The sequence below is a fragment of the Vibrio sp. 1069 genome (assembly GCF_033340555.1).
The window spans coordinates 198,519-220,276 of record NZ_JAWOWP010000006.1; the positions used below are offsets into that span (position 1 = coordinate 198,519).

A 21,758-nucleotide genomic window follows, 5' to 3' on the forward strand; every position below is an offset into this window, starting at 1 on the left:
CTTTAGCTGTTTTATAGAGACTTAAGCGTACCTTTTGGTAGCACTGCAGTGATGAAGTCTTTCTTGATTACTACTTCATTGTTCGCGTTAAGCTCAATTGAAATGTAGTCATTGTCTTCAGCAATCTTAGTGATTTTACCCACTAGGCCACCGCTAGTTAAAACTTCGTCGCCTTTGCCCATAGAAGCCATTAGGTTTTTGTGTTCTTTTACGCGTTTCGCTTGTGGGCGGTAAATCATGAAGTAAAAGATCACTGCGAACATGCCAAGCATGATTAGCATTTCAAAACCACCGCCTGCTGGCGCGCCTTCTGCTGCTGCGTGAGCCTGAGAAATAAACATTAAAACATCCTCATTATATTTTATTGATAATCAAACAAATTGGGCTTTCGCATTTTAGATTCAAGTCTGAGAGTAACTAATAGAGATCGCTCTCTCAAAAATAACGTGCGTTAGCCTACTTTATTAGCAAAAGCCTCTGGCGACATGCCAAAGGCTTTAATTCTTTTAGTTTTTCAATTACTGCTCTTTTGCTAGTGGTGGCACTTCACGGCCACGACGCTCATAGAACTCAGTAACAAATTCATCGAAGCGATCTTCATCAATTGCTTTACGAATGCTTTCCATCAGACGTTGGTAGTAACGCAGGTTATGGATTGTATTCAAGCGAGCGCCTAAGATTTCATTACAACGCTCTAAATGGTGAAGGTACGACTTGCTGTAGTTTTGACAAGTGTAACAGTCACAATGCGGATCCAATGGTGTTGTATCCGTTTTATGTTTCGCATTACGGATCTTGATCACACCACCAGTCACAAATAAGTGACCATTACGTGCGTTACGCGTTGGCATTACACAGTCAAACATGTCGATACCACGACGAACACCTTCAACCAAGTCTTCTGGCTTACCTACGCCCATCAAGTAGCGAGGTTTGTCTTCAGGAAGTTGAGGACAAGTATGCTCAAGAATACGGTGCATGTCTTCTTTAGGCTCACCTACTGCCAAACCACCAACCGCGTAACCGTCAAAACCGATTTCCGTTAGACCTTTTACCGACACATCACGTAAATCTTCGTAAACACCACCTTGGACAATACCAAATAGGTTGTTCGGGTTTTCTAGCTTCTCGAAGTGGTCACGTGAACGCTGTGCCCAGCGTAATGACATTTCCATCGATTTCTTCGCTTCATCGTGTGTCGCTGGGTAAGGCGTACACTCGTCAAAAATCATAACGATGTCAGAGCCCAGGTCTTTTTGAATTTCCATCGACTTTTCTGCGTCCATGAAAATCTTGTCACCGTTTACTGGGTTACGAAAGTGAACACCTTCTTCAGTGATCGTACGCATCTTACCAAGGCTGAATACTTGAAAGCCGCCTGAATCAGTAAGAATAGGACCGTGCCAGTTCATAAAATCGTGCAGGTCACCGTGCATTTTCATCACTTCTTGACCAGGACGTAGCCACAGGTGGAAAGTATTACCTAGCAGAATTTCTGCACCAGTACCTTTTACTTCTTCTGGTGTCATACCTTTAACGGTACCGTAAGTACCTACTGGCATGAACGCAGGAGTTTGAACAGTGCCGCGTTCGAAAGTCAGTTGACCACGACGTGCATTGCCGTTTTTCTTCTTAAGATCGAATTTTAATTTCACGATGCCTCCGGGTGTCAGAGAAACAGTCTGACTGAGTGTTTAGGGCTCTACCCTACTTTAAGGAGCGGTCGCTTTTCCTTGCGAGAGACAAAGCAATGGATGCTTTATTTCCTAGCTTACTGCTAGCACTCGTAAATCTATTTTTAACTACGCCGTTTTCTTCTTGATGAACATTGAATCGCCATACGAGAAGAAACGGTATTTGTTTTCCACCGCATGTTTGTAAGCATTCATGGTGTTCTCGTATCCAGCAAATGCACTCACCAACATGATCAATGTTGATTCAGGCAAGTGGAAGTTGGTGATCAAGCAATCCACCAGCTGATATTCGTAACCAGGGAAAATAAAGATTTCAGTATCGCCAAAGAATGGGGCCAGCTCAGTCCCTTTTTGCAATGCGTCTTGCGCTGCACTTTCAAGTGAACGCACAGATGTGGTACCAACAGCAATAATTCGTCCGCCACGCGCTTTCGTCGCTTTAATTGCTTCGACGACTTCTTGTGGTACTTCTACGTACTCGGCATGCATGTGGTGATCGTTGATATTTTCCACTTTTACCGGCTGGAATGTACCCGCCCCAACGTGCAAAGTAACGTAAGCAAACTCTGCACCTTTCGCTTTGATTTTCTCCAAGAGAACATCATCAAAGTGAAGGCCCGCTGTCGGTGCCGCAACCGCACCTGGCTTTTGATTATATACCGTTTGGTAACGCTCTTTATCTGCATCTTCGTCTGGACGGTCGATGTAAGGAGGAAGCGGCATATGGCCGATTTCTTCCAGAATTTCTAGTACCGTCTTATCAGAACTAAATTTCAGTTCAAATAAAGCATCATGGCGTGCAACCATTTCTGCTGAATATTCATCATTCTCGCCAACAATAATGGTTGTACCTGGTTTTGGTGATTTAGAGCAACGAACGTGCGCGAGGATGCTTTTCTCATCCAACATGCGCTCCACCAGCACTTCTAATTTACCGCCCGATTCCTTGCGGCCAAAAAGACGAGCAGGAATAACACGAGTATTATTAAACACCACTAAGTCACCGGGTTGAACTTGGCCCAATACATCAGTAAATGTGCCATCAATGAGCTCTCCGGTATTGCCGTCCATTTGCAGCAGTCGGCTAGCGGTACGCTCTGGTTGAGGGTAGCGAGCGATGAGTTCATCTGGAAGGTCGAAATGGAAATCTGATACTTGCATGTTACTTGTCTTATCTATTGGTCAAATCACGTCTAGGCGACGATAAAATTGCGACGAGTTTTTCGCAGCAGACTAGTATATGTTTACATGCTGCAATAGCAAGCAAATCACCAGAATATAGCAGTAAAAGCCATGGTGAAGAGTGTAATAAAACGTGAAAAGCCTCGATTACTTGGCACTATTTTTAATTTGAGCCCCAAAGAGAGAACATGAAAAAAGCAAAGCAACGTATACCGCTGCTTATTAGTTTGGCATTCCAATCGCCCTATCAAACCTCACGCTTTCGCCACAAGAATAACGGCACGAATAAACCCAATAACCAAAACCCTAGACTGCCACCTTCATCATCTGAGCCTTTGAAATCACAGTTATTGGTCGCAATGCCATCGTGACACTCTTTATTGTCACCACTTTCATTGTTAGCACTTTTGATAAAATTCGGCGCAATGATGTAACGACTTGGTGGCGCATCGGCAGTGATGTAAGACTGTACCCAGTCGTAATAGTGGCTCACCTTGGTGTAGAAACTTGGGATCGTCAAAGAGCCACACGTTGGTAGAATAAGGGGGCCGCCACTAACAATACCAATTTGTTTGCCGGTCGCCACATCGACCAACGGGCCACCACTGTCACCTTTACATGCAGAGTTGCCATATTGAGTATGGCTATCTGGCTCCAATACATGGTTTTGTGTTGGTAGCGTACAAATTTTGGTTTGGTTGTCTCTTGAATCAATGATCCCCGGAAAACTGCTGCCAATTTCTAAACGCTCATAACATTTGTCGATGGGTAAAAATGTGCTAATGGTGGTTTTGAGCGTATTAGAAGGTTCAGAAGCATCCGGCTGAGTAGCCCCCCATCCAAACACTTGCACATTTTCGACACGTTGATTGGTCAGGTAATTATCGTTCCAATCCGCCACCAAACGTGCTTCGATACTCTCCATGTCAACTTTACTCGCTAGGTCAGCAAAGTTCGCGTTTGCCACTGGGCGCGTGAGATACAGCAACGCGATGTCTGAATCTAAACCGGTTTGGATAGGTTTCACGTTGCCATTACTGTCGGTCTCAGCTTTTGAAATCCGGGTGTAATCCGGATGAACCACAACATGAGACACCGGATAAAAGTTATCAAGCCCTGCAGAATTAAGTTCATACGCATTCGCATTCACCGACAGCTCACCCGGCGGGGTCACATAGTAGGTTGCTTCATTGGTTCCTTGTCCCATCACCACACAGTGCGCCGCAGTCAGTACCCATTGCTCTGTCAGCATCGTTCCACCACACAGCGGAAACTCTGCCATGTTACTTGCTCGCAAAGTAACGCGGTCAACAGGATCGGTTTGTTCATCTCCTAACACAATCGCCTGTGTTGATGGCACACTGAATGCCGCCACTGCCAGCGCAATAAGTTTGTTACACGTTGTTCGTTTCATCTAGGTTGCTGTCTTCAATTTGGTAAGCCTGGACGTATCTTCTTCGAGAGAAGAATCTTGGAAAATCCAGCGAATAAAAATGTGCGATTCAATTCATTGGATTACCTTGGGAACACATTCAATATCAACTAAAAATGCCAACTGACTCGCACACAAACCGACTTATTCAAATTAATAAAAACACCAATAAAACACAGATTACGCAGCCCATCAGCATTGTGCTATTTAATTGATGAAAAACGAGTTAGCTCCCAGATATACAGAAAAATATTCTCTATATTTAAGAGAAGGACAATGCCGCTGGAGGTCTCTATGATCAAGGTTGAAGACATGATGACTCGTAATCCTCATACCTTACTGCGCACGCACACCTTGCGTGATGCAAAAAGCATGATGGATGCGCTTGATATTCGACACATTCCGGTTGTTGATGCCAATAACCACTTACAAGGCTTGGTGACTCAACGCGACATTCTTGCTGCTCAAGAATCGAGCTTGCACCCAGATGAGGCTGAACAATCTTTTACTTTAGACACACCGCTCTACGAAATGATGCACACCAATATCATGACGGCAGAGCCTATCGCGGGGCTCAAAGAGAGCGCTATCTATATGCAAAAGCATAAAGTTGGCTGTCTACCTGTTGTCACCAAAGGTCGATTGGTCGGCATCATTACTGACAGTGACTTTGTGACCATTGCGATTAACTTATTGGAACTGCAAGAAGAAGTGGAACCTGAAGAAATCGAGCAGGAAGAGTAGTACGCAAGCGTATTCTCTTTGTTGTAAGTTTCGTTTTTACACCGGTTAAACGAAAAAAGAGCGGCAGGGTTGCCGCTCAAAATGCCATTACTGACGCTGATTAAGGAAGTGTTTCTCTGCCAATTAGAATTGGTCTTCTTCGGTCGAACCTGTCAATGCTGTCACTGAAGAGTTACCACCTTGGATAGTATTGGTCATTCTATCGAAGTAACCTGTACCTACTTCTTGTTGGTGCGCAACAAACGTATAACCTTTTTCAGCCGCTTGGAATTCAGGACGCTGAACTTTCTCAACATAATGACGCATACCTTCACCTTGAGCGTAAGCGTGTGCCAGTTCAAACATGTTGAACCACATGTTGTGAATGCCTGCTAGCGTGATGAATTGGTACTTGTAGCCCATGTCTGCAAGCTCTTGTTGGAACTTAGCAATGGTTTCTGCATCTAGGTTTTTCTCCCAGTTGAATGAAGGCGAGCAGTTGTACGCCAACAATTGATCTGGGTATTCAGCGTGAATTGCTTCTGCAAACTTACGTGCTTCTTCCAAACATGGCGTAGCCGTTTCACACCAAATCAAGTCTGCATATGGTGCGTAAGCCAGACCGCGAGAAATCGCTTGGTCGATACCCGCGCGAACGCGGTAGAAACCTTCTTGAGTGCGCTCACCTTCAATAAAGTCTTTATCATATGGGTCGCAATCTGAAGTAATGAGATCCGCCGCATTCGCATCAGTACGAGCAATAACTAATGTTGTTGTTCCCGCTACGTCAGCAGCCAAACGAGCTGCAACGAGCTTTTGTACCGCTTCTTGCGTAGGAACTAATACCTTACCACCCATATGACCACACTTTTTCACCGATGCTAACTGGTCTTCAAAGTGAACGCCCGCGGCACCGGCTTCGATCATCGATTTCATTAGTTCGTAAGCGTTAAGCACACCACCAAAGCCCGCTTCCGCATCCGCTACGATAGGTAGGAAGTAATCAATACCACCTTCATCTTCAGGCGTCTTACCAGCAGCCCACTGAATTTGGTCTGCACGACGGAATGAGTTGTTGATACGCTTTACTACTGACGGTACAGAATCTACTGGGTAAAGAGATTGGTCTGGATACATCGTCGAAGCGGTGTTGTTATCCGCCGCTACCTGCCAGCCTGACAGATAGATCGCTTCAATACCTGCCTTAGCTTGTTGAACGGCTTGACCACCCGTTAGCGCACCAAGACAGTTTACGTAACCTTTTTTCGCACTACCGTTGACCAGTGACCAAAGTTTGTCTGCACCACGTTGTGCAATTGTGTTTGCAGGCACCATAGAGCCACGCAGTTCCACCACTTCCTCGGCAGTGTAAGTACGCTTCACATTTTTCCAGCGTGGGTTAGTTGCCCAGTCTTTTTCCAGAGCTTCAATTTGTTGGCGGCGAGTTAAGTTAGTCATTGGTCTATCCCTCTTTATAATTTGCACTTTATGCGTGTGCGTTGAGTTTCCGTTCTCAGGCAGTACTTCCCTATCTGCCTTGAAAATCCTTCACGTTATTGGTGTTACAGTTATTCTTTATTAATCCAGGTAGTCATAACCAGGAACTGTCAAAAAGTTGGTCAGTTCATCGCTCGTCGTGAGCCTTGCCATTAAGTCTGCTGCTTCTTCAAATCGACCCGCATGGTAGCGCTGCTCGCCAATTTCTTGCTTCACGACTTCAATCTCCTCTTTGAGATAGAGCTCGAACAGCTCTTTAGTGACCTTTAATCCGTTGTCTAGCGACTTGCCGTGTTGAATCCATTGCCAGATAGAGGCGCGTGAGATTTCTGCCGTTGCTGCGTCTTCCATCAGTCCGTAAATCGGCACACAACCATTGCCAGAAATCCAAGCTTCGATGTATTGCAGCGCAACGCGAATATTGTGGCGCATTCCGCCTTCAGTGCGCTCGCCTTCACAAGGCTCAAGCAGTTCAGCTGCTGTAATAGGCGCATCCTCTGCACGGCTCACATCCAACTGGTTGGTGCGTTCACCCAGCACAGCACTAAAGACTTCCATAGCAGTGTCAGCCAAACCTGGATGAGCCACCCAAGTACCGTCGTGGCCGTTGTTAGCTTCTAACGATTTGTCAGTCTGGATCTTGTCTAATACTTTTTGATTCTCTTTCGGGTCTTTAGCTGGGATAAATGCGGCCATTCCTCCCATCGCGAAAGCACCTCGTTTATGGCAAGTACGTACCAATAATCGCGAGTAAGCGTTTAAGAATGGCTTGTCCATCGTTACCACTTGGCGATCTGGCAGTACTCGGTCTGAGTGTTTTTTCAATGTTTTGATGTAGCTAAAGATGTAATCCCAGCGACCACAGTTCAAACCAACGATGTGTTCTTTAAGCGAGAACAGAATCTCGTCCATTTCAAATACCGCTGGTAAGGTTTCAATCAGCACAGTCGCTTTGATGGTGCCTGTATCCAAACCGAAGTAGTCTTCCGTGAAATGGAACACTTCGCTCCACCACTTCGCTTCGTGATGCGATTGCAGTTTTGGAAGGTAGAAATAAGGGCCACTGCCTTTTTGAAGTAACGCTTTGTAGTTGTTATAGAAATACAGAGCGAAATCGAATAGCGCACCTGGAATGATCTGACCGTGCCACGTAACGTGTTTTTCTTTTAAATGAAGGCCGCGAACACGGCAGATCAACACCGCTGGGTCATCTTCCAGCTGATAATGTTTGCCATTGCTAGGATTGGTGTAACTGATGGTGCCATTAACAGCATCGCGCAAGTTAATTTGACCATCTAGCACTTTACTCCATGCAGGAGACATTGAATCTTCGAAGTCTGCCATGAACACTTTTACATTCGCATTCAGTGCGTTAATCACCATCTTGCGGTCAGTTGGTCCGGTAATCTCCACACGGCGATCTTGCAGATCTTGTGGGATTCCTAGGATCTTCCAACTTCCTTCACGGATGTCTTGTGTCTCTGGTAGAAAATCTGGTAGCTCACCAGCATCAATACGTGCTTGCTTCTCTTCTCTTGCTTCCAGCAACTGTTCAACACGTCCGGCAAATTTTTCACACAGTAGAGATAAAAAGGTTTGGGCTTCAACAGGGAAAATTGCTTGATGTTCTGGAGCAACGACTCCATTCACCTCAAGCATGCCTTGGGTTTGCTTTAGTTGTTGTGTTTTTTGTTCTGTCTGAGCAAGCATAATCATTCATCCTTAACGTGCTTTATCAATCTTGGGCAGTCAGCGTAAAGCTACATTTGTAAGTTATGAACAACAAATTACATCCTTTAACTTTGTGTTCAACTCGTCTAGCCATGCCGATAGATTGCGTAATGCTACGTGTATTTTCAATCTAGACATAAGTCGTATCGGCCTTTAAATAAGCTATATCAACAAAGGGTTTAGTGAAACCCCCAATATAAACAAAACAGAAAATTCAAAGTTTTATTCCGCAAGGTAAAAACCATCTATCAAGCGCCTTGTTTTGTAAGTTATTACGTAATAAAATTACATTAAATTTAAAGTCGTTTTATCATTTCAAACAAGCGTATGAATATAGACTGGTAAACAAACACCTTGTATTCACAAGGGCTGAAGAGATGGATTTAAACAGGGGTCAAACAAGGTATGCAGGGCTTTGTGTAAAATTAACATTGTGAAATTTCACTATTTTATGAAAGCTTCATCAAAGAAGAGCTGTAAAATTTTACAAGTCAAAGTTTACCAACAGAATAAAATACTAGAAAGCGCACTGTTTCCAGTGCGCTTTTAGATAAATAATGGAGAAGTAAGGGCTAATACTAATAGCTAAAGCAGCTCTGAAACGACTTCTGCAAGTTGATTAAATGTTTTCGTTCTTGACGAGCTCGGACGCCAAACTAAGCCGATTTCGCGATAAGCTTGTTTACCAGGAGGATCGATCACGACTAAATTCTGGTTATGCAGCAAGCCATGGTCGATAGCCATTTGAGGAATGAACGTTGTTCCCAAACCATTCGCAACCATTTGCACCAGTGTATGGAGGCTGGTTGCCGTAAACGGATTGATTTTTTCTTTGTCTGTTAATTTACACGCTGATACCGCATGTTCCGTTAAGCAATGTTCTTTCTCTAGTAGAAAGACGGATTCGTCAGGTAAATCCGCGTAACGAATCGGCACAGGGACCGATTGGGCTTGATTAGCGCTTATAACCATTCGAAACGGATCCTTACCCACTACTCGGCTTTCCATCCCATCAATTTCGACTGGTAACGCTAAAATAAGCACATCCAGCTCACCATGTCTGAGCGCTTGAAGTAAGTTTGTCGTCGTGTCTTCTCTTAATAAAAGATTCAGTTGTGGAAAACGGTAGTTCACCTCTTGTACCAAATCACACAGTAAAAACGGAGCAATTGTTGGTATACATCCTACTTTTAGCTGGCCTTGCATATCGTCGCCTTGGCACATACGTCCAAGTTCGACCAAATCTTGCCCTTTTGCTAACAGCTCTCGCCCCTGCTTTACTACCATTTCTCCTGTTTGAGTAAAAACCAGTGGACTTTTCTTATCTTTCTTTTCATATAAGGGACAACCTATCAATTCCTCTAAGTTTTGAATACCCTTACTTAAAGTCGACTGACTGACAAAACAACGCTCTGCAGCGTCACTAAAATGTCTTGTTTCATGCAGTGTGACTAAATAGTGTAACTGCTTCAAACTGGGCCATTTATTCATAATTGTATTTGTATCTACCGCCGTTCCAGTGATCGAGTTAAGAGTTTTGTTATTATCGTTTTTTTCGATTAACTCAATCTATTTATTTCGCTTTTTTCAATACTACAATCTGTACTATAGTTTGTCTCGTACAAACACGAACCAAACCGACACAACTGAATTCGGTTTGGAGCTAACCATACTTTTTAGGAGCAAAAAAATGGTACTAGTAGGTCGTCAAGCCCCTGATTTTACTGCAGCAGCTGTTCTAGGTAACGGTGAAATCGTTGAAAACTTCAACTTTGCAGAGTTCACTAAAGGTAAGAAAGCAGTAGTATTCTTCTACCCACTAGATTTCACTTTCGTTTGCCCATCTGAGCTAATCGCATTCGACAACCGTCTAGCTGACTTCCAAGCTAAAGGTGTTGAAGTAATCGGTGTTTCTATCGATTCTCAGTTCTCTCACAACGCATGGCGTAACACTGCTATCGAAGATGGCGGTATCGGTCAAGTTAAGTACCCACTAGTTGCTGACGTTAAGCACGAAATCTGTAAAGCTTACGACGTTGAGCACCCAGAAGCAGGCGTTGCTTTCCGTGGTTCTTTCCTAATCGACGAAGAAGGCGTTGTACGTCACCAAGTAGTTAACGACCTACCACTAGGCCGTAACATCGACGAAATGCTACGCATGGTTGACGCTCTTAACTTCCACCAGAAGCACGGCGAAGTATGTCCTGCACAATGGGAAGAAGGTAAAGCAGGTATGGACGCATCTCCAAAAGGTGTTGCAGCGTTCCTATCTGAGCACGCAGCTGACCTAGGCAAAAAATAATAGACCTTCACCCTAGCTCAACGGGTGTGATGGTTGGATGTATATAAAGCAATAAGCTAATGCGGAAAACCGCAAACGCCAATCAGTCTAAGTAAAGTCCTATCAAAGCCCAGAGCCTCTGCTCTGGGCTTTCTTTTTCCTTCAGATAAACCGCCAAAATGAGGTAACGCTTTAGCGTAAACTTTACCTCTATTTATCATCCCCTCCATACAGATTCTGCTTACTGGCCCTGTTAATATCTTAGCCACAACACTTATTTGTAACGTTAGCAGGATAAATGAACGTGGTTACTCACCTAGAAGTCTGTATTGATAATATTGAATCTCTGCACTACGCCATTGCTGGCGGCGCCACTCGGATTGAACTTTGCTCCTCTTTGGCTTTAGACGGACTAACACCCAGTTATGGCTTTATGCAGCAAGCGGCTAAGCTTTCTAGTGTTCCAGTTTATGCCATGATCCGCCCACGCCAAGGTGACTTCTTCTACAATGAAGAAGAGATCGAAATGATGCGTTGGGATATTGAAGCAGCTCACCAATCAGGCTTGAGCGGTGTCGTGTTCGGCGTGCTCACTCAAGACGGTGATATTCATATGCCTTACGCGGCTGCGCTGTGTGAATTTGCTCAAGCGCTTGGCTTAGGCGTGACCTTCCATCGTGCCTTTGACCAGTGTCGTGACGCTGAAAAAGCTTTGGAAGAAGTGATCAGCTTAGGTTGTGAACGTATTTTAACCTCCGGTCTTGCGCCTTCAGCACCACAAGGGATCGATGTGCTTAGAGCTTTGGTTAAGCAAGCCCAAGGACGCATAGCAATCATGGCGGGGGCTGGCGTTAATGCGAGTAACGCACGTGCGTTAGTAGAAGACACTCAAGTTCCTGAAATCCATCTGTCAGGCAAAACCACACGCCCTAGCCAAATGACCTTTGTTGCTGAACAAAGCAAAATGGGCGCATCCGATGTCGATGATTTTTTAATCCCCATCACAAGTACACAAGCCATTACCGATGTCGTAGCAGCTCTCAAATAGACGACCGTAACCTCACGCGCATAGCTTTTGAGTGCTAACATATTGTTTATCAAGGAGTGAGGAAAGGTGTATGTCTAAATTGAAGAAAAAGGAATACGAAAAGGAGCTCAAAAACCTTCAAGTTGAGCTCGTAAAACTTCAAGAGTGGGTCAAACACAAAGGGTTAAAAGTGGTGGTTCTGTTTGAAGGCCGTGATGCTGCGGGCAAAGGCGGAGTGATAAAGCGAATTACAGAAAAGCTAAACCCGCGTGTTTGTCGCGTAGTAGCTCTGCCTGCACCGACAGAAAAAGAAAAAACGCAATGGTACTTCCAACGTTACGTCGCTCATTTACCATCTGCTGGTGAAATCGTTTTATTTGACCGAAGTTGGTATAACCGAGCAGGTGTCGAAAAAGTCATGGGGTTCTGTACTCCAGACGAATACGAAGAGTTTTTACGCTCTTGTCCTGAATTCGAAAGAATGTTGCAACGCTCTGGGATTATTCTTATTAAGTATTGGTTTTCGGTTTCAGACGAAGAGCAGGAAAAACGTTTCCTAGGTCGAATTAATACGCCAATCAAACGTTGGAAATTCAGCCCAATGGATTTAGAGTCACGTCATCGCTGGGCGGAGTATTCGGAAGCAAAAGATAATATGTTTGCCTATACAGACACGAAAAACTGCCCTTGGTGGGTCGTCCCTTCTGATGACAAAAAGAAAGCGCGCTTGAACTGTATCAGTCATTTACTAAGCCAGATTGATTACAAAGCACTTGAGTACTCACCCATCGAATTACCTGAACTCAATAAAGAAGGTTACGTCAGAGCGCCCATTGATGATCAGACCTTCGTTCCTGATAAATATTGACGTGCTTTCCTTCTCTCTAATAAATAGACCAGCCTAAAAGCTGGTCTATTTATTGAAGTCAGTTACTTCAGTACGTCATCAATACTTTGATCACCTAGATGGCGTACATCTTTCCCTTTCACGAAGTAAATAATGTATTCACAGATGTTCTGGCAGCGGTCCCCCACACGTTCAATCGCGCGTGCCGACCACATCACTTGCAGAATGTTAGGGATATTTTTTGGATCTTCCATCATGTAAGTCATCAACTGACGAATCACCGCTTCATACTCGGCGTCTAGTTTGTCATCTTGTTTATGCACCTCTGCTGCCGCTTCTACATCCATGCGGGCAAACGCATCTAAAACCTGATGCAGCATATTAATTGCCTGACGGCAGAGAGGCTCTAACGACACTTGGAATTGTCGTTCTTTTGATGATGGGCTTTCGATGGCAACGTAAGCAATGCGTGTCGCCACATCACCGATGCGTTCTAAATCAGTGATCGTTTTGATGATAGCCATAATTAAGCGCAAGTCTTTTGCCGTTGGCTGACGCTTAGCAATAATGCGTGTACAAGCGTCATCGATCGAGACTTCCATCGCATTCACTTTATGATCGTCACGCACAACCTTACGCGCCAGTTCGATGTCTTCTTTATGCAAGGCTTGAATAGCATACGAAAGCTGCTGTTCTACCAAGCCCCCCATGGTTAATACATGAGTACGAATCGATTCTAGCTCTACGTTAAATTGTCCTGAAATATGACGTCCAAAGTGCATGATGTTCCTTATTCCGTATAGAGTCGCGACTTAACCGTAGCGACCCGTAATGTAATCTTCGGTCTGCTTCTTCATTGGCGAGGTGAAGATCGAGTCCGCGTCAGAGTATTCAATTAACTTACCCATATGAATGAATGCAGTATGATCACTCACTCGCGCCGCTTGTTGCATGTTATGGGTAACGATAACGACAGTATATTGAGTCTTCAGCTCATTGATAAGCTCTTCAATAGTTAAAGTTGAGATTGGATCCAACGCTGATGTTGGCTCGTCCAATAACAGGACTTCCGGCTCAATCGCCACCGCGCGCGCAATGACCAAGCGCTGTTGCTGCCCCCCAGATAAGCCAAATGCGTTCTCATGCAAGCGGTCTTTTACCTCATCCCACAACGCCGCCGAGCGCAAGGATCGCTCCACTGCGTCATCTAAACTGCGGCTGTTTTTTACACCTTGTAAGCGTAAGCCATAAACTACGTTTTCATAAATAGACTTAGGAAATGGATTGGGTCTTTGAAACACCATCCCCACTCGGCGTCGAAGTGTCGCAACATCGACATTAGGATGATAAACATTCTTGCCATGGAGACGCACTTTACCTGTGACTCGACACCCTTCCACTAAGTCGTTCATGCGATTGATGCAACGTAATAACGTCGACTTTCCACACCCTGAAGGACCGATAAAAGCGGTGACTCGCCCTTTGGGAATTCGCATCGAAATATCATGCAGCGCCTGAGTTTGACCATAGAACAGATTAAGGTTCTCGATTGAGATGGCTGTTTGTTCATCCGTTAAATTATGAACATCCAATGGTGGCTCATAACCTAATGTACTATCAAAATTAAACATACTTAATCTTGTCCTAACGTTCTGTATTTTTCTCGTAAATTATTGCGAATACTGATTGCTGTTAAGTTTAGCCCGACAATCACTGTCACGAGTAAGAAAGAGGTGGCATAAACTAATGGTCGCGCCGCTTCGATGTTGGAGGTTTGAAAGCCAACATCGTAAATGTGAAAACCTAAATGCATGAACTTTCTATCCAAATGCACATAAGGGAATTGTCCGTCAACCGGTAAACTGGATGCCAATTTCACGACCCCCACCAGCATCAGTGGCGCTACTTCGCCAGCTGCACGCGCAATCGCAAGGATCAAACCTGTGATAATAGCTGGCGTCGCCATAGGCAAAACCACGCGCCATAGCGTTTCGAACTGAGTTGCACCAAGTGCTAGAGAGCCATGTCGTACGGAGCTCGGAATTCGAGTTAAACCTTCTTCTGTCGTCACAATCACAACTGGAAGCGTCAGCACGGCAAGAGTTAGTGCTGACCATAACAAACCCGGCGTACCAAAGGTTGGTGCCGGTAGCTTCTCCGCATAGAATACGTTGTCGATAGAGGCACCAATCGTATAAACGAAGAAACCTAAACCAAACACGCCATAAACAATCGATGGAACACCCGCTAGGTTTATAACCGCAATACGAATAACTCTGGTTAGAGCGTTATTCTTAGCATATTCATGTAGATAGATAGCGGCGATCACCCCAAGTGGCATCACAATGATCGACATAATGAGTACTAAGAAAACCGTACCAAATATCGCAGGGAACACGCCTCCTTCGGAGTTAGACTCTCTTGGATCTTCAGATAAAAACTTCCAAACCTGTTTTCCCCAATGCATGACTTTATCAGGCAGTGACATTTGGTTTGGATACCAGTAGTCCAAAATGTCTTCGAGCGGAATCGATACTTGTGACCCCGTCATATCCTCGACAATCAAGGCATAGTCAGAGAGCTGAAGTCGTAAACCATCAAGTTGCAAATCTAACGTCGCAAGCGCTTTTTCTATCTGCTCTTTTTTCGTCTGGTTTTCGTTTAAGAAGCTTTCTGTCAGCGTGTCATTCAATTCATGCTTGCGCTTTTCTAATCGCAACTGCTCTAGCTTCCAACCAAGCTCTTTAAGCTGATCGACCACCAAAGAATCAATCTCATGGCGCAGAGTTTCTGCATCATCAAGCTTTTTATTTAGTACCGATTGAATATCACTGGTGTATATATTATCACCATCTTGAAACGCCACCAGCTTACCAAAGAAATAACCACCGCTACTGCGCTCTATCACCGCCCACTCTTTTGGCATCGTGGGCTCATCCAACTGCATTTGCAATACGGAGATAAAATCGGCGGGATACAACTCTCGGTTAGCGATTTTGATACTGAGTCGCGTGGCAAAATCTTCATCGTCTTCTAACTGTTGTGCTGCGCTTTCAGGCAAATAACTCTTCGGTACAAAGCTGCGCTCATACACTTGACCAATCAGAATAGTATTTTCATGTAGCACTTCGCCTTGTACAGGAGTCAGCGCTGCAACATTCCACTGATACAAAGGCGCTGGCCAAAAGTAAGTCAGGCCTTTCCAGCCGATAAGGAGTAACAACCCTAATACCGACAACAAACTGATGCTGACTGCACCGCCTGTTAGCCATATCCACGGTGCGCCAGAACGAATCCAATTTAACACGTTATTACTCGCTCTTTATTCAAACCATTATTACAACGCACGGTACTTATCTCTCAGTCTCTGACGAACCCACTCCGCAAGCGCGTTTACTGCAAACGTAAACACAAATAAAATCAATGCAGCTAGGAACAGCAGGCGATAATGCGAACTTCCAACTTCCGACTCTGGCAACTCAACGGCGATGGTCGCCGACAGGCTGCGCAATCCTTCCAAAATATTCCAATCCATTAATGGCGTATTGCCCGTTGCCATTAATACAATCATGGTTTCGCCAACAGCGCGTCCCAGGCCCATCATAATGGCAGAAAAAATACCTGGGCTTGCAGTAAGCAAGACAACATAGATTAAAGTTTGCCAAGGCGTGGCCCCTAATGCCAAAGAGCCATCCGATAAATGCTTCGGTACAGAGAAAATGGCATCTTCGGCAATGGTAAAAATCGTCGGGATAACAGCAAACCCCATCGCTAACCCCACCACCAATGCATTGCGTTGATCGTAACCAATACCATGCTCGGTTAAGAATAAGCGCATATCGCCACCAAAGAACGTCTGCTCAATCGTAGGCGAAATCCACACTCCAAGCCCAATCAGTACCAATATGACAGGCATGAGCACTAAAGCATGCCAACCATTAGGCAGACGATTCCGCAAAGGTTGCGGTATTAATGCCCATAGCCCGCCCATAATCATGGTGCTCAAGGGCAAAACAAACAGCATAACGACGATCGTAATCAAATGATCTTCGACAATAGGCGCGAACCACAATCCCGCGAGGAAACCTATGATCACCGTCGGCAGTGCTTCCATTAGCTCAATCGACGGTTTTACTACACGACGCATGCGTGGCGACATAAAGTAAGCCGTATAAATAGCACCTAGCACTGCGAGCGGTACTGAAAACAGCATCGCAAACATCGCCGCTTTTATCGTTCCAAACGCAATAGGTACTAGGCTGAACTTAGCCTCAAAGTTATCGCTCGCCGAAGTCGATTGCCACACAAATTCAGGCTCAGGATACCCTTCGTACCACACTTCTTGCCATAATGAAGACAATGAAACTTCCGGATAGGCATTGTCCACTTCCGCAACATTTAACGCATTATTTTGCCAAGTGATTAAGTAGCGTTCATTGTTAGACATTGCTGCGATTGCAGGCGCTTGATGGTACGCACGCTTAAACAACACCAGTTTTTCACTGGTTGTATAATGGCTTTGCAACGTGCCGTTGGTGTAAAAGCTATAAAATCCTTTTCGATGAGAATCCGGCAACAAATACTTAAGCTCTGATGCCAATTTAAAATCACGAATATGCGTTAACGTGCGTTTTTCTTCTTGCAGCGTATCAAACCATTGCGACACCCGACCATCGTTGTGCGTCACCAAAAGCGAGTAAGCACCAGCCAATAAGTCTATCGTACGAACGGAATGCTTCTTATCACCTTGAGTGAGATCGACCACCTCTCGCACAGCAAATTTACGTGCGGTTTTCTTTAACACGATCAACTCAGAGCCATCGCGCAAATAAAGCGTTTCACCGTCAGGTGTCAACAACATTTGCTGAGGCGTATTAAAGCCTGAAGAGAACGTAAAATCGATCGTTGTAGGAGACGTACCCAAAGACGAAGCCACTTGCCAGCGAGCTTTCACTTCACCACTTTGCGTCTGCCAAACAACCGTTGGTAAGGGCGTCGAAGCTGCAAATACAAACTGAGTCACAGGATCTTGAGGCGTACTTAGTGTCAGATCCATGCTGGTGTCTAGCTCAATCACTTCCGGAGGACGTGTATTTTCTCTCAATGTGGCATTAAATTCTGGCTTGAAAAGGTTCGCTTTACCCTGCCCATCAACAAATCCATACCAACCTAGCCCAGGAGCAGATTGAGAGAAAGCGACGGGTTTCTGGACGATTTGCTGTGTATACACCGCAGGTTTCGTAGGATCGTCCATCGACAAATATTGAATCTCACCACTTTGGGTTAGAACGAACGCGAGCTGAGCGTAATCATCCACTGAAATCGCAAGTGGTGTTTCAATATGAGTGGCTCGAATGGCTTGGTTGGTTTTGATCTCCGCATCAGAAAAAAGCGGAATGATCACCATGGCGAGGTAGACAAAGATCAAAATAAGCGCCGCGAGTACGCCGACACCACCGGATGTCACTGCAAGTCGAACTAAACGATCTTTTATCAGTCGTTTCTTATCTTTTTCCTGCAATGAAAACTCGGCTTGTGCCATTTATATCTCTACCTTTTTTGACTTAGTACTAGAATATGTCGTTAAGATGACAATTATATTACAGATCACATTAAACACCTGAAAAGAATACAACTCTTATGCAATGCGTGGTATGAAATAAATCTGTAATGAAAATCTCATAATGTTCTCACTCATCCATTTTTCCAAGATGAGTACGTAATACTTCACTTTTGGCTAGGTAAGGTTATGAGCGCAGAAAAACTATATATAGAAAAAGAGCTGAGTTGGTTGTCTTTCAACGAACGAGTATTACAAGAAGCTGCCGATAAAACCGTCCCTTTGATCGAACGTATTCGCTTTCTTGGGATCTTTTCCAACAATTTAGATGAATTTTACAAAGTACGCTTTGCGGACGTGAAGCGCAGAATCCTAATCAGCCAAGAGCGCGGTGGCAGTGATAGCCCTAAACGACTGTTAACCAAAATGCAGTCGAAAGCACTAAAGCTTAACGAACAATTTGATGAGCTTTACAGCGAGTTGATTCGAGAAATGGCGCGACGTCGCATTTTCTTGGTCAACGAGCAACAACTGGATGAATCGCAACAAAAGTGGATCGCGAAATACTTCCGTAGAGAGGTAATGCCGCATATCACTCCCCTCCTAATGAAAGACGAGATCGATGTTCTGCAATTTCTCAAAGACGAGTACGCTTACATCGCCGTGGAACTGCGTAAAGAAGAACATTACCAGTATGCTCTGATCGAAATTCCGACCGATCACCTTCCCCGCTTTGTGATGGTACCAGAACAGAAAGGAAAGCGTCGAAAAACCATCATCTTACTTGATAATATTATCCGCCACTGTTTGGACGAGCTGTTCAAAGGCTTTTTTGATTATGATGAGCTTAGCGGCTATGCGATGAAAATGACGCGTGACGCTGAATACGATTTACGCAATGAAATCGAGTACAGCTTGCTTGAACAAATGTCAGAGGGTGTCAATCAGCGACTGACAGCAAAGCCCGTTCGCTTCGTCTACGAACGCGATATGCCGCCTCAAATGTTAGAGTTTCTGTGTAACAAACTTAATATCTCTAACTACGATAACCTTATCCCCGGCGGACGCTATCACAACTTTAAAGACTTCATCGGCTTTCCAAATGTTGGACGAGAGTATCTTGAAAATAAACCTCTCCCGCCAATGAAATGTGCCGATTTCGAAGGTTATGCCAACAGCTTTGACGCGATTAAAGCGAAAGATATTCTGCTCTATTATCCCTACCACACTTTTGACCACATTAGTGAGTTAGTGCGCCAAGCCTCCTTCGATCCCAAAGTACTTAGTATCAAGATTAACATTTATCGCGTCGCGAAAGATTCTCGCTTGATGAACTCTTTAATTGATGCGGTGCACAACGGCAAAAATGTCACTGTGGTCGTCGAACTGCAAGCTCGCTTTGATGAAGAAGCCAATATCGAATGGTCAAAAGTATTAACCGAAGCGGGTGTGCACGTCATCTTTGGTGCGCCTGGTCTTAAGATTCACTCAAAGCTACTGATGATTAGCCGCCGCGAAGGTGAAGAAATTATTCGCTACGCACACATCGGCACAGGCAACTTCCATGAGAAGACGGCACGAATTTATACCGACTTCTCCCTGCTTACGGCAGATCAAGAAATCACTAATGAAGTCCGTAATGTCTTCGGTTACATTGAGAATCCATACCGACCAGTGAAGTTCAATCACCTTATGGTATCTCCTCGTAATTCTCGAACCCAAATCTACCGCTTAATCGATAATGAAATTGCGAATGCCAAGCTAGGGAAAAAAGCCGCTCTTACGATCAAGGTCAATAACCTAGTCGATAAAGGCATCGTCAATAAGCTTTATGGAGCAAGTACTTCCGGTGTAAAAATAAACATGATAATTCGAGGCATGTGCTCATTAGTACCGGGCATTGAGGGGATCAGCGACAATATTCGCATCATCAGTATTGTTGACCGCTTTCTTGAGCACCCTCGCGTGGTGATCACCCACAATGATGGCGATCCGCAAGTTTATATCTCCTCCGCAGACTGGATGACAAGAAATATTGATCACCGTATCGAGGTAGCAGTACCAGTCCGTGATCCACGTTTGAAACAGAGAATTATTGATATAACGAATATCCATTTTACCGATACAGTAAAGGCTCGTTTAATAGATAAAGAAATGAGTAACGCTTACGTACCACGAGGTAATCGCAAAAAAGTTCGCTCTCAAATCGCTATCTATGACTATCTTAAAAATATAGAAAAGCAAACTAGAAAACAAAATTCAGATGCCTCAAATACTTGAACAAGATACTCGCTACATTGCCGCGATAGACCTCGGCTCAAACAGTTTCCATATGGTGGTGGCCAAAGTTGTCGGCAGTGACCTACAACTGGTTAGTCGTCATAAACAACGTGTTCGCTTAGCATCAGGACTCGACAGTGAATTGAACTTAAGTCACGCCGCAATGGAGCGTGCGCTAGAATGCTTAGCCATGTTCGCTGAAAGGTTGCAAGGGCTTGATGAGTCAAATGTACGTATCGCCGCCACACACACACTAAGACGCGCTAAAAATGCCCACCTTTTCATCGAGCGTGCGAAAGAAGTGATGCCTTTCCCAATAGAAATTATCCCCGGAGAAGAAGAAGCCCGCCTGATTTACTTAGGCGTCGCGCACACTCAAGTAGAATCCAACTCCAAACTAGTCATCGATATCGGAGGCGGCAGTACCGAGATGATTATTGGACAAGAATTTGAGCCTGAGCTTCTCAACAGTAAACAGATGGGATGCGTCAGTTTTACAGAGCAATACTTTAAAAACGGCAAACTGTCAGGAAAAAACTTCAGCAAGGCGATGTTAGCGGCCGAACAAAAACTCGAGTCCATCGCTTCAACATATCGTAAAAAGGGCTGGGATATTGCTCTCGGCTCATCAGGAACCATCAAAGCGATTCAAGAAGTGCTAGTAGGATTAGGTTTTGAAGATGGCCTGATCACAGCGAGTCGACTGGATACACTTATCGAAACTCTGTGTAAATTTGATTCCATTGAAGATATTGAGCTGGCGGGTCTAACAGAAGAACGTAAACCCGTATTCGCAGCAGGCGTAGCGATTTTGTCCGCGATTTTCAAAGCGCTTCGCATTGAGCAAATGTTTTTCTCCGATGGTGCTCTACGCGAAGGCCTGTTGTACGAAATGGAAGAGCGTTTTGCACGCTCCGATATTCGCATGCGCACCACAGAAAATTTAGCCAACAAGCACCGAGTCGACTTAGAGCATGCCGCTCGTGTTAAGGGGCATGCACGTGAGATGTTATGTCAGGTACGCTCTGAACTAGGCATTAAGAAAAAGAGTGAATTATTTGACTTACTAGAGTGGGCAGCGTTGCTTCATGAAGTCGGATTAAGTATCAACTTGCGTAGTTTCCATCGCCACTCTTTTTATATTCTGTTGCACTCCACCCTACAAGGCTTCAACCGTGAGCAGCAATTAGTGCTTGCAACATTGGCTCGCTTCCAGCGTAAAGCGCTCAAATTGCAAGAACTACCAGATTTCAACCTCTATAAACAGAGTGACGTTATAAGCCTCATCAAAATATTACGACTTTCTATCGTATTAAATGGGCAGCGTAATGAAGATCCATTGCCTGATATCACCTTATCTATCAAAAATGACGAATGGATTCTCACATGCACAGATGAAGCATGGCTAGAAAACAATAAATTACTTCACGCGGATTTACAGGAAGAACAAGAACGTTGGGACAGCGCGAAGTGGACACTCACTTTCTGATCTCGTACTGCCCAT

At 44.6% G+C, this 21,758-nt stretch carries 16 protein-coding genes and 2 pseudogenes; 6 read left to right on the plus strand and 12 right to left on the minus strand.

Translation table 11 applies throughout. From position 1 onward, the window contains the following. Nucleotides 1-11: 11 nt before the first annotated feature. The 4 genes from yajC to R7040_RS12425 form a co-directional block, all read right to left on the minus strand. Nucleotides 12-341: a preprotein translocase subunit YajC gene (gene yajC / locus R7040_RS12410; protein WP_005381725.1), complete on the minus strand. Its 330-nt coding sequence runs from the start codon at nucleotides 339-341 to the stop codon at nucleotides 12-14. A gap of 177 nt (nucleotides 342-518) precedes the next feature. Next, nucleotides 519-1,655, minus strand: coding sequence for a tRNA guanosine(34) transglycosylase Tgt (gene tgt, locus R7040_RS12415; RefSeq protein WP_005381727.1), 1,137 nt, complete (start codon nucleotides 1,653-1,655; stop codon nucleotides 519-521). A 147-nt stretch (nucleotides 1,656-1,802) separates the two neighbouring features. Further along, nucleotides 1,803-2,855 (minus strand): tRNA preQ1(34) S-adenosylmethionine ribosyltransferase-isomerase QueA, encoded by a 1,053-nt coding sequence (gene queA / locus R7040_RS12420; RefSeq protein WP_005381728.1) that lies wholly within the window; start codon nucleotides 2,853-2,855, stop codon nucleotides 1,803-1,805. Nucleotides 2,856-3,123: 268 nt separating this feature from the next. Then, nucleotides 3,124-4,290: a trypsin-like serine protease gene (locus R7040_RS12425; RefSeq protein ID WP_017820563.1), complete on the minus strand. Its 1,167-nt coding sequence runs from the start codon at nucleotides 4,288-4,290 to the stop codon at nucleotides 3,124-3,126. 312 nt (nucleotides 4,291-4,602) lie between these two features. Here R7040_RS12425 and R7040_RS12430 point away from each other — a divergent pair, with 312 nt between their 5' ends. After that, the gene (locus tag R7040_RS12430; RefSeq protein ID WP_017820562.1) at nucleotides 4,603-5,052 is read left to right on the plus strand and encodes a CBS domain-containing protein; all 450 of its coding nucleotides are present in this window, start codon (nucleotides 4,603-4,605) and stop codon (nucleotides 5,050-5,052) included. A 123-nt stretch (nucleotides 5,053-5,175) separates the two neighbouring features. Here R7040_RS12430 and aceA read toward each other — a convergent pair whose 3' ends face one another. The 3 genes from aceA to R7040_RS12445 all read right to left on the minus strand — a co-directional run bounded on the left by aceA (nucleotide 5,176) and on the right by R7040_RS12445 (nucleotide 9,750). Then, on the minus strand, nucleotides 5,176-6,489 hold the full coding sequence (aceA, locus tag R7040_RS12435; protein ID WP_005381733.1) for an isocitrate lyase: 1,314 nt from the start codon (nucleotides 6,487-6,489) through the stop codon (nucleotides 5,176-5,178). A 120-nt stretch (nucleotides 6,490-6,609) separates the two neighbouring features. Continuing rightward, nucleotides 6,610-8,238 (minus strand): malate synthase A, encoded by a 1,629-nt coding sequence (aceB, locus tag R7040_RS12440; RefSeq protein ID WP_256913784.1) that lies wholly within the window; start codon nucleotides 8,236-8,238, stop codon nucleotides 6,610-6,612. A 606-nt stretch (nucleotides 8,239-8,844) separates the two neighbouring features. Beyond that, on the minus strand, nucleotides 8,845-9,750 hold the full coding sequence (locus R7040_RS12445) for a hydrogen peroxide-inducible genes activator (protein WP_005383681.1): 906 nt from the start codon (nucleotides 9,748-9,750) through the stop codon (nucleotides 8,845-8,847). Between the two features lie 199 nt (nucleotides 9,751-9,949). On the opposite strand from R7040_RS12445, the gene R7040_RS12450 reads away from it, so the two are divergent. The 3 genes from R7040_RS12450 to ppk2 all read left to right on the plus strand — a co-directional run bounded on the left by R7040_RS12450 (nucleotide 9,950) and on the right by ppk2 (nucleotide 12,435). Continuing rightward, entirely contained in the window at nucleotides 9,950-10,561 is a 612-nt protein-coding gene (locus R7040_RS12450; protein ID WP_005381738.1) for a peroxiredoxin C, read from the plus strand. A gap of 283 nt (nucleotides 10,562-10,844) precedes the next feature. Beyond that, on the plus strand, nucleotides 10,845-11,588 hold the full coding sequence (locus R7040_RS12455; protein WP_395240857.1) for a copper homeostasis protein CutC: 744 nt from the start codon (nucleotides 10,845-10,847) through the stop codon (nucleotides 11,586-11,588). Nucleotides 11,589-11,658: 70 nt separating this feature from the next. Next, nucleotides 11,659-12,435: a polyphosphate kinase 2 gene (ppk2, locus tag R7040_RS12460; protein WP_053306543.1), complete on the plus strand. Its 777-nt coding sequence runs from the start codon at nucleotides 11,659-11,661 to the stop codon at nucleotides 12,433-12,435. Between the two features lie 62 nt (nucleotides 12,436-12,497). Here ppk2 and phoU read toward each other — a convergent pair whose 3' ends face one another. The 5 genes and pseudogenes from phoU to R7040_RS12480 form a co-directional block, all read right to left on the minus strand. After that, nucleotides 12,498-13,196 carry a phosphate signaling complex protein PhoU gene (gene phoU / locus R7040_RS12465; protein ID WP_005381744.1) on the minus strand — a complete coding sequence of 233 codons (699 nt, stop codon included), beginning with the start codon at nucleotides 13,194-13,196 and terminating at the stop codon, nucleotides 12,498-12,500. A 30-nt stretch (nucleotides 13,197-13,226) separates the two neighbouring features. Next, nucleotides 13,227-14,045, minus strand: coding sequence for a phosphate ABC transporter ATP-binding protein PstB (pstB, locus tag R7040_RS12470; protein WP_005381745.1), 819 nt, complete (start codon nucleotides 14,043-14,045; stop codon nucleotides 13,227-13,229). A 2-nt stretch (nucleotides 14,046-14,047) separates the two neighbouring features. Then, nucleotides 14,048-15,424: pseudogene (gene pstA / locus R7040_RS12475) on the minus strand (phosphate ABC transporter permease PstA); the annotation flags it as partial. A gap of 65 nt (nucleotides 15,425-15,489) precedes the next feature. Next, nucleotides 15,490-15,721 (minus strand): annotated as a pseudogene (locus tag R7040_RS30615) (phosphate ABC transporter, permease protein PstA); the annotation flags it as partial. A gap of 30 nt (nucleotides 15,722-15,751) precedes the next feature. Beyond that, nucleotides 15,752-17,956, minus strand: a complete 2,205-nt coding sequence (locus R7040_RS12480; protein ID WP_318096877.1) for an ABC transporter permease subunit — start codon at nucleotides 17,954-17,956, stop codon at nucleotides 15,752-15,754. 207 nt (nucleotides 17,957-18,163) lie between these two features. On the opposite strand from R7040_RS12480, the gene ppk1 reads away from it, so the two are divergent. Further along, on the plus strand, nucleotides 18,164-20,254 hold the full coding sequence (gene ppk1, locus R7040_RS12485) for a polyphosphate kinase 1 (RefSeq protein WP_005381748.1): 2,091 nt from the start codon (nucleotides 18,164-18,166) through the stop codon (nucleotides 20,252-20,254). Next, a complete protein-coding gene (gene ppx / locus R7040_RS12490; protein ID WP_033905789.1) occupies nucleotides 20,238-21,743 on the plus strand; it encodes an exopolyphosphatase in 1,506 nt (501 codons plus the stop codon). Before ppk1 ends, ppx begins: the two co-directional genes overlap by 17 nt. Nucleotides 21,744-21,758 lie beyond the last annotated feature (15 nt).

Excerpts from the sequence above, each read along its gene's own strand:
- R7040_RS12480 (WP_318096877.1), bottom strand. The coding sequence starts at position 17,956 with ATGGCACAAGCCGAGTTTTCATTGCAGGAAAAAGATAAGAAACGACTG.
- R7040_RS12445 (WP_005383681.1), bottom strand. The coding sequence starts at position 9,750 with ATGAATAAATGGCCCAGTTTGAAGCAGTTACACTATTTAGTCACACTG.
- ppk2 (WP_053306543.1), top strand. The coding sequence starts at position 11,659 with ATGTCTAAATTGAAGAAAAAGGAATACGAAAAGGAGCTCAAAAACCTT.
- R7040_RS12430 (WP_017820562.1), top strand. The coding sequence starts at position 4,603 with ATGATCAAGGTTGAAGACATGATGACTCGTAATCCTCATACCTTACTG.
- aceB (WP_256913784.1), bottom strand. The coding sequence starts at position 8,238 with ATGCTTGCTCAGACAGAACAAAAAACACAACAACTAAAGCAAACCCAA.
- pstB (WP_005381745.1), bottom strand. The coding sequence starts at position 14,045 with ATGTTTAATTTTGATAGTACATTAGGTTATGAGCCACCATTGGATGTT.
- yajC (WP_005381725.1), bottom strand. The coding sequence starts at position 341 with ATGTTTATTTCTCAGGCTCACGCAGCAGCAGAAGGCGCGCCAGCAGGC.
- aceA (WP_005381733.1), bottom strand. The coding sequence starts at position 6,489 with ATGACTAACTTAACTCGCCGCCAACAAATTGAAGCTCTGGAAAAAGAC.
- ppk1 (WP_005381748.1), top strand. The coding sequence starts at position 18,164 with ATGAGCGCAGAAAAACTATATATAGAAAAAGAGCTGAGTTGGTTGTCT.
- R7040_RS12425 (WP_017820563.1), bottom strand. The coding sequence starts at position 4,290 with ATGAAACGAACAACGTGTAACAAACTTATTGCGCTGGCAGTGGCGGCA.
- phoU (WP_005381744.1), bottom strand. The coding sequence starts at position 13,196 with ATGCACTTTGGACGTCATATTTCAGGACAATTTAACGTAGAGCTAGAA.
- queA (WP_005381728.1), bottom strand. The coding sequence starts at position 2,855 with ATGCAAGTATCAGATTTCCATTTCGACCTTCCAGATGAACTCATCGCT.
- R7040_RS12450 (WP_005381738.1), top strand. The coding sequence starts at position 9,950 with ATGGTACTAGTAGGTCGTCAAGCCCCTGATTTTACTGCAGCAGCTGTT.
- ppx (WP_033905789.1), top strand. The coding sequence starts at position 20,238 with ATGCCTCAAATACTTGAACAAGATACTCGCTACATTGCCGCGATAGAC.